Source organism: Paracoccus yeei ATCC BAA-599 (assembly GCF_000622145.1).
Classification (GTDB): Bacteria; Pseudomonadota; Alphaproteobacteria; order Rhodobacterales; family Rhodobacteraceae; genus Paracoccus; species Paracoccus yeei.
In genome coordinates, this window is record NZ_KK211403.1 from 61,538 (window position 1) to 68,944 (window position 7,407).

6 protein-coding genes and 2 pseudogenes are annotated in these 7,407 nt (G+C 57.0%); 3 read left to right on the plus strand and 5 right to left on the minus strand.

The window, feature by feature from the left end; genetic code table 11:
* Positions 1-2: 2 nt before the first annotated feature.
* The 4 genes and pseudogenes from BU28_RS25780 to BU28_RS25795 form a co-directional block, all read right to left on the minus strand.
* A pseudogene (locus BU28_RS25780) lies at positions 3-1,152 on the minus strand (IS3 family transposase).
* A 187-nt stretch (positions 1,153-1,339) separates the two neighbouring features.
* Positions 1,340-1,900, minus strand: a complete 561-nt coding sequence (locus tag BU28_RS25785) for a hypothetical protein (RefSeq protein WP_143809777.1) — start codon at positions 1,898-1,900, stop codon at positions 1,340-1,342.
* The gene (locus BU28_RS25790) at positions 1,901-2,788 is read right to left on the minus strand and encodes a hypothetical protein (protein ID WP_143809776.1); all 888 of its coding nucleotides are present in this window, start codon (positions 2,786-2,788) and stop codon (positions 1,901-1,903) included. It lies immediately after the preceding gene.
* 236 nt (positions 2,789-3,024) lie between these two features.
* Complete coding sequence (locus BU28_RS25795; protein WP_143809775.1) at positions 3,025-3,570, minus strand: hypothetical protein; 546 nt, start codon at positions 3,568-3,570, stop codon at positions 3,025-3,027.
* Between the two features lie 224 nt (positions 3,571-3,794).
* Between BU28_RS25795 and BU28_RS23950 the strand changes: the two genes are divergently transcribed.
* From BU28_RS23950 to BU28_RS0119835, 3 genes are all read left to right on the plus strand, one after another.
* Positions 3,795-4,556 carry an Ldh family oxidoreductase gene (locus BU28_RS23950; RefSeq protein ID WP_248616139.1) on the plus strand — a complete coding sequence of 254 codons (762 nt, stop codon included), beginning with the start codon at positions 3,795-3,797 and terminating at the stop codon, positions 4,554-4,556.
* A gap of 355 nt (positions 4,557-4,911) precedes the next feature.
* Positions 4,912-5,172 (plus strand): helix-turn-helix domain-containing protein, encoded by a 261-nt coding sequence (locus tag BU28_RS24365; RefSeq protein ID WP_051578341.1) that lies wholly within the window; start codon positions 4,912-4,914, stop codon positions 5,170-5,172.
* Positions 5,162-6,502, plus strand: a complete 1,341-nt coding sequence (locus BU28_RS0119835) for a HipA domain-containing protein (RefSeq protein WP_028720964.1) — start codon at positions 5,162-5,164, stop codon at positions 6,500-6,502. Before BU28_RS24365 ends, BU28_RS0119835 begins: the two co-directional genes overlap by 11 nt.
* Before the next feature lie 384 nt (positions 6,503-6,886).
* Here BU28_RS0119835 and BU28_RS23960 read toward each other — a convergent pair.
* Positions 6,887-7,312: pseudogene (locus tag BU28_RS23960) on the minus strand (transposase); the annotation flags it as partial.
* Between the last annotated feature and the right edge of the window lie 95 nt (positions 7,313-7,407).

Below are 7,407 nucleotides of genomic sequence, written 5' to 3' on the forward strand. Positions count from 1 at the left end.
ATTTAAGCTACTGCCTGTGCCTGCTGATCGGTTTCGCTGCTGTTGAAGTAGACCACGGCGGGCGGCTGCCCGCCATGGGCAGTGTGGGGTCGTCGATGGTTGTAGAAGTTGATCCAGTGCCCAATACCAACTTGGCCTGCGATCCTGTTTCCCAGGCGTGCAGATAGACGCATTCATACTTCAGGGATCGCCAGAGGCGCTCGATGAAGATGTTGTCGATGCAGCGTCCTTTGCCGTCCATGGAGATCCGGGTGCCAACGCGCTTCAGCCGATCAGTCCAGGCGAAGGACGTGAACTGTGAGCCCTGGTCCGTATTCATGATCCCCGGCGCGCCGAAGCGGTGGATGGCCTCATTCAACGCCTCGACGCAGAAGTCGGCCTCTAGCGTGTTGGAGATGCGCCAGGCCAGCACCTTGCGGGTGAACCAGTCCATGATCGCCACCAGATACAGAAAGCCCCGCCGCATCGGCAAATAGGTGATATCTGCGCACCAGACCTGACCGGGCCGATCCACCCGCAGCCCGCCCAACAGATAGGGATAGGTCTTGTGGCCCTTTCTCGGCTTGCTGGTGTTGGGCCTCTGGTAGATCGGCATCAGGCGCATGAGCCGCATCAGCCGCCGGATGCGTTTCTGGTTCACACCATGCCCCTCGTTCTGCAGGTGCCACGTCATCTGCCGCACGCCGTGGAAAGGAGCTTCCAGGAACTGCTTGTCGATCAACAGCATGAGGTCGAGGTTCATCGCCGTCTCGCCCTGCGGCGCGTAATAGAACGACGACCGCGAGATCGATAGCAGGCGGCACTGCGCCCCGACCGACAGGCTTGGGTGGTTCTTCTCAACCATTCCGCGCCTCACTTGCCGATCCAGGGCTTGAGCTTTCGTGACAAAAAATCGTTGGCGACGGCCAGCTCTCCGATCTTGGCGTGCAGGTCACGGACAGTTTCTTCGGCAACCTCGGCCGCTGCCGCAGCCTTGCCGCCCCGCTCGAAGATCCCTGCGGCACCCTCCAGAAGCGACCGTTTCCATTGATGGATCATCGTCGGATGCACGCCATATTCGGCGGCCAGCTCTGACACTGTGCGCTCCCCCTTCACGGCCTCCAGCGCCACACGCGCCTTGAACGCCGCATCGTGGTTCCTGCGTCTCGACATCTCTGTTCTCCTCGTTCTTGGAGACCAGCAGACTTCAGATCGTAGCTTCCGTCACTGTCCGATTTTCGGGGGGTAGCTCATTGGTCATGAGGTCTGTCTCCGGGTTGCCCGCAGAACTTGGCGGGGTGTCGGGATGATCAGTCAAGCAACCGATGCCACACGACCTGACCAACGCGGCGACGCGATGCTACTTTTGCACCCTTCGTCTTTGAAAAACGACAAACGCGGCAAGTAAGTTGACCAACGACACAAATGCGCTGATCCAAAATATTAGGATAGTCATTCGCGAAACCATCAAGCCAAGCGGCGTCCAGATCCTGTCAGCTTCAAAGTTCGCCGTGCCAATCTGCTCTAACTGCAAGAATGGACAACTATCATTAAAGAGAAGTTTTGCGTCGATTGTGCACACGAATCCGCGAGTGCCGAACTCGCCATTCGGCATACTGAATATCAGCATTGAATGCATTGACATATATAAAGCAAATGTCAGCAAAAGAAAAGCCAGCGCAATGCTCATTGTTCTTTCTATGCGATTACGCGGTGCCTTTTCTAGTTTCTGATATACAAAGACCAAAACTATCAGCTGAGCAATTGCAGTTATTTGCAAGACGCCGCCCGGCCACGCCGGCAAAATCTTAACTAAAGATGCCGCTAAGACTAACGCTGACGATGCGACGCCGGCAGCGACAATTCCTAAAAAAGACGTAAAGTAGTCACGGAAATCAGAAAGACCATTCATCGCCTTCACCTAGAACTTCAACTCACGATTTTCGTCGTCATCTGTGACTGTGAATTCCCTATAGATGACCTGCCCGGAGCTTCTGGTAACCCGCGCCCTGTAGGAACCCGCCAACGACGCATCACGGCCCAGAAAGTCTTTGACCGATGGGCATTGATCAACATTCCAAGGGTCCAGATTAGATTCTTTGCATATTCTGTAATCGAACTCCGTTATCAACTGAATGCGCGAAGTAGGCTCAATAAATGCAAACTTCACAGGCAGCTCGCCAGCACCGCATCCGTCCAAAATATATAGTGCAGCTGGTCGCTTTAGACGCTTCTTAAGCCATGCATCTCTAAGAACGGCGTTAATATCTCTTGATTCTAAACCGCTCGATTTTATATCTGCACGGAGCCTAAAGTCCGCGTCAATATAATTGAGATATTGATCGGTGAAAATACGCTCAGCTAGGCGAGATTCGCGCTTACCTATTGCCACGTCGAAATTTTTGTCCTCCGCCGATGCAAAAGTATAATATTGAACTCTATCTTCTAAAGGCGAAAATGGGTTCAGAGTGCATATATCAACAAACGCATAATCGAATTTTCCACCGCGAAGCTCGTCCGGGGTATAAGGCTCCATAAGAAAAGAGTTTTCCTCAGCCCATACGTAACCGCTATCCCAACTGCATTCCGATTCCAGACCGCAATCATCATATCGCCAAATCTGTTTCGGCGTAAACGAACCATAGAAGGGCGCAATGCCGAAAGACAATCCTCTGTCCGACTTCATATCCCAAAAATAGTTGAAATTGGCTATGTACCGTTCGCGCGGCGTCTCAGCATATGAACCGTCATCTTCAGCCACACAATTGGAGAGCAATGCAATCGACAAAACGGCAACACAAATACGCACCGGACAATCTCCGAAACTGGTTACACCGGGCGTTACAATACTTCCGAATCGCTAAGTTTTTCAACGAGTATCTTGATTATCATGGCTCGTGACGGGCACTGGGCTATATATTCGCTCCCCACTGCTTCCCGAAAGCCATCGCGATGCCGGGGTAAGTAAGTGACCGCTCCAACCACCTATCCTCACCGGGCGCTTCACCAAGCGCCCAGGCACACGCCTCGCAGCCTTTGCATCAATTACGGCTTCGTCGCCGGTGTGGTATTCTTTTTGGCCTGATTGACAGCATCGTCAACTTTGCCCTTCAGGACTTCCAAAGCTTGGACATTCATCTCTATCCACTTACTAGTTTCTACCCATACCACTTTCTGGCGTTCAGCAATAGAACTTTCAATGAATTTAGATACTGCACCAGCTTCCCCCGCACCCTCTGCTAATTCGGCTAACGTCTTTCCGAGCACAAATCTTTCTTGCAGAAATTGAAGGTTAGTGTAAGCGGTGAGATATCCCACGCGCGTCGCTGAGACAGAAAACGTTGTGTCGCACAAAAGTATTAGTCCAGAAACAACGAGACATAGATATCCTATTGATATAAGCTTATTTTGATCGCCGCCGACAAAGACGTAAGAGAGGGGGATTATAACTCCAAAAGCTAGCGCAAAAAAAGCTGCCGTCCGCAAAGCTATACCAACTGCCTTGTACCGATTGTATGCTTTCTCATATCGCTTAACGTCACGCTTGAGATCGAACAGAGCCGAGTCCACAGCGATTGAAAATTCCGTCATCTGCATATCCTCGCGAAACACGGGTTACTAACTCAAGAACAGATATGAATACGCGCAAGCGCGCGCCGGGATGTCTGGTAGTGATCGCATCATAGCAAAATTCTCGATAGCAGAGAAGGACGAATATTGAGCGGGCATCTTGATGCGTTGCGCGTTTAATGAAAAAGGCCCCGGCTCGATTGAACCGGGGCTAAGGTGGTCGGCTCATCACCGACGTCTAAAAGGTGTGGCAATCGCAGACAGCAGGAACAGGAAACAAGGACACCGCGACGCCACATCCTATTTTAATGCGGCTCGACATTGCCGCGCTCGCGATCCGGAACTCCTACAATTGCGGCGTTTTGGGCCATCATGCTGAGCGGATCGCAAGCGCTGGGCTGCTGTCGCTGTGCTTCACGAATGCACCGGCCTCGATTGCTCCGGTCGGGGGCGCAAAACCTATCATCGGAACCAACCCATTCGCTCTGGGCGTCCCGAATGGAGCGGGCGCGGCGGCGCTTGTTATCGACCAGAGCGCCAGCGTGGTCGCCAAATCCGAGATCGCCCGCCGTGCCGCCGCCGGCACACCAATCCCAGAAGGCTGGGCCGTGGATGCCGAGGGCAATCCGACCACCGATGCTGGCGCGGCACTCAAAGGCGCGATGATGCCCTCCGGAGGCTACAAGGGCTTTGGCATCGGGCTGATGGTCGAGCTGTTTGCCGCGGCCATGACGGGCGCCACGCTAGGGATCCACGCCTCGCCCTTTAGCGGCACGTCGGGTGGGCCGCCTCGCACCGGGCAGTTCTTTATTGCCTGCGATCCGTCGTTGACCTCCAATAGTTTCTTTGCGGACAGACTGGACGCCCTTCTGCAAGCCATCGACGCTGAGCGAAATGCCCGCCGGCCCGGCTCCCGCAGGCTGGAAAGCCGACGGATGTCCGTGCGGGAAGGCGTCGCGATCTCCCGAGCGCTGCTGGCTCGGATCGAGATACTGGCCCGATCTTGATCTGTTGTGAATGCACGCACGCTCGAAAAAGCGACCTACAAGCCTTTTCCTTGAACTGCGATCAGAGCCCCGTCGCAGTGCAGCGGATAAGGATTCATGGATCAACGTATCATCGGCATTTGGGCCGAACAGGATACAGACCACCGTCCGGTTCCACCCTTCGAATCCCGCGTATCGTGAAGCGATGATGGCGTTCATTGAAGCAAAAACCGCCGTATGCTAGAACAGGTCAAAGCTTTCGACGCTCTAGCGTCGCCACTGTAGCTCTAGCATCTATCGTCAACAGGCTATAGCTGCAGAAAATAGCCCACAAGGGATATTCCACTCCTACCGCCCATGGACTATATATCTGTGCATGGACGCTTTGCCCTCGACCAGCATACGCAGCCTGCGGCAGGCAGGCGCTGCTCTGCGCGCGCGCCGCAGGGCCTGCAACCTCACCCAGAAGCAGCTCGCCGCGGCAACGGGAACGGCGCAATCGACGATTTCGGATATCGAAACCGGTGTCGTCTCGGTCAGCCTTGACGTCTACCTTCGGTTGCTCGAACCTCTAGGCGGCGAGTTGTGCCTGACCAACCGTGCAACCCACATGGATACGCCTGGGCATGGCACGTAGACAGCGCGCCCGACCAGGCGCAAGGCAGAACAAGACCGGCGTCTGGTATGGGCACAACCTTGTCGGCACCTTGGTCAAGGCTGCGGACGGCGGGATCGGCTTCAGCTATGCACCAACCTGGCTGTCGAACGAAGAGGCCTTTCCGGTCGCCAGCATCTTGCCTTTGGTGCAGGGCGCGCAACGCGGTGACCTTGTTTTTGCCGCCTTCGACAATCTCTTGCCGGATGCCGAGGGGGAATTGCGCGCAAAAATCGCCGAACGGGTCGCTGCGCCAGACAAGGACGTGTTTTCGCTGCTCTCGGTGCTGGGGCGCGACTGCGTCGGTGCGCTGCAGTTTTTGCCGCAGGGTGCCGCGCCCGAGGCACAGGACATGGCCTATCGCGTGATGACCGAGGACGAGATGGCGGCCGATCTGCGTGGACTGGCCATGGCCCCTCTGGCCCAAGGGCCGGATGACGATTTCAGGATCTCGATCGCGGGCGCGCAGGAAAAGACCGCATATCTCAGGATCGGCGGCAACTGGGCCAAGCCGCGCGGCATCACGCCCACAAGCCACATCTTCAAGACCCCGATGGGGGTTTTGCCGGGGCCGGACCAGATCGACCTCAGCGACAGCGTCGAAAACGAACTGTTCTGCATGACCTTGGCAAGAGAGATTGGGCTGCAGGCGGCCTCGGTCCAGCGCATCACCTTGCCCGACGTCACCGCTCTGGCGGTCGAACGCTTTGACCGGCGCTGGAATGGCGCGGTTTTGACGCGGCTCCCGCAAGAGGATCTTTGTCAGGCCCTCGGCTACCCCTCGGCGCAAAAGTATCAGCGCTCTGGCGGCCCTGGCATTCGGCAGATCATGGAACTGCTGCGCGAATCCGATGAGCCGATCCTTGACCGCGAGGCGTTTCTTTGCGCGCAGATGTTCTTTTATCTGATCGGAGCCTCTGACGGTCATGCCAAGAACTTCAGCCTGCATCTTGGTCGCCGGGGGCGTTTCCGGCTGGCACCGCTTTATGATGTCCTGAGCATCGCCCCTGTGGTGCAGGCGGGACGGCTGCAACGCAAGCGCTACCGCATGGCGATGTCCGTCGATGGCCACTACGGCATCGACGACATCGTCCCGCGCCATTTCGAGAACGAGGCACGGGCCAGCGGCATGCCGAAAGGGCGCGCGCTGGTTCTGCTGGCCGAGCTGGCGGATCGCTTTGGCCCGGCCCTCGCGCGGGCACGCGAGGCCGTGCGGGATCAGGTTCCGGTTTCCGTGATGGACCCGATCTCGCAAGATGCCATGACCCGGGCCGAGACGGTCAGGGCCTTGCTGGCTTCCGATCCTGCATAGCTGCAGGCCCGATCATGGCGCGCTGCAGCACAATGCAAGGTGGCATGGCGAAGGCAGGCCTTGAAAGCTCGGGACAGGTGCTGCATGTTGATGGTGAACAGGCCTTTTGAGCCGATTTCGCCAGAGGGCTTTATCCGGCGAAAAATCAATGCGTTAGCTATGCGTTCATTCCGGCCCCTACCGCCGGAGCCAAAACTTCCCAAGCTACGAGATTTGTTGCGTAATTACGCCCTTCGGGGGTTGTGCGCGACAGGGGTGTCATACGTATGACACCGGCGGCCCCGGCAAGGTAGCCCGATAAGGGGGTTATCGTCTTGGGCTTGCAGACCCATGTTTTCCGCCGTGGCGCCACCTATGTCTGGCGCCGCCGCCTGCCCGTTGTCCGGGCAGGCCGCCCGGATCGTCGTCGGGCGGCGTGTCGGCGGCCTTGGGCTGGAAGCTCTTCATCGAAGCCCAGGCCTTGACCAGCGTGCCGTCAACCGAGAAGTGCTCGTCCGACAAAAGCGGCGCGACATCGCGATGAGCCAGGATCGCCGCCATCACCTTGCGCGACATCTCGGTCGTCAACAGGCGGTCCCGATTCCTGGTGAAGACCGTGGGGACCCACACGGGGTCATCGATCCCAAGGCCGACAAACCACCTGAACAGCAGGTTGTAGTGCATCTGTTCCATCAGCTGCCGCTCCGACCGGACCGAAAACAGGATCTGGATCAGGCTCGCCCGGATCAGCCGTTCCGGCGGGATCGAGGGGCGACCGAAGTCGGTGTAAACAGCCTCGAACTCCGCGTCGAGGCTCGCGAGCGCGTCGTTGAAATAGCCGATGGGGTAACGCTTGAACTTCTGACGTTCCGGCCTATCGCCATCCACATCCGGCAGGCGCGATAGCCCATGCCGCTGCAGGCAGC

Bases quoted from the DNA above. Each gene is read 5' to 3' on its own strand.
- BU28_RS25795 (WP_143809775.1), bottom strand. From the start codon at position 3,570: ATGACGGAATTTTCAATCGCTGTGGACTCGGCTCTGTTCGATCTCAAG.
- BU28_RS24365 (WP_051578341.1), top strand. From the start codon at position 4,912: ATGGACGCTTTGCCCTCGACCAGCATACGCAGCCTGCGGCAGGCAGGC.
- BU28_RS0119835 (WP_028720964.1), top strand. From the start codon at position 5,162: ATGGCACGTAGACAGCGCGCCCGACCAGGCGCAAGGCAGAACAAGACC.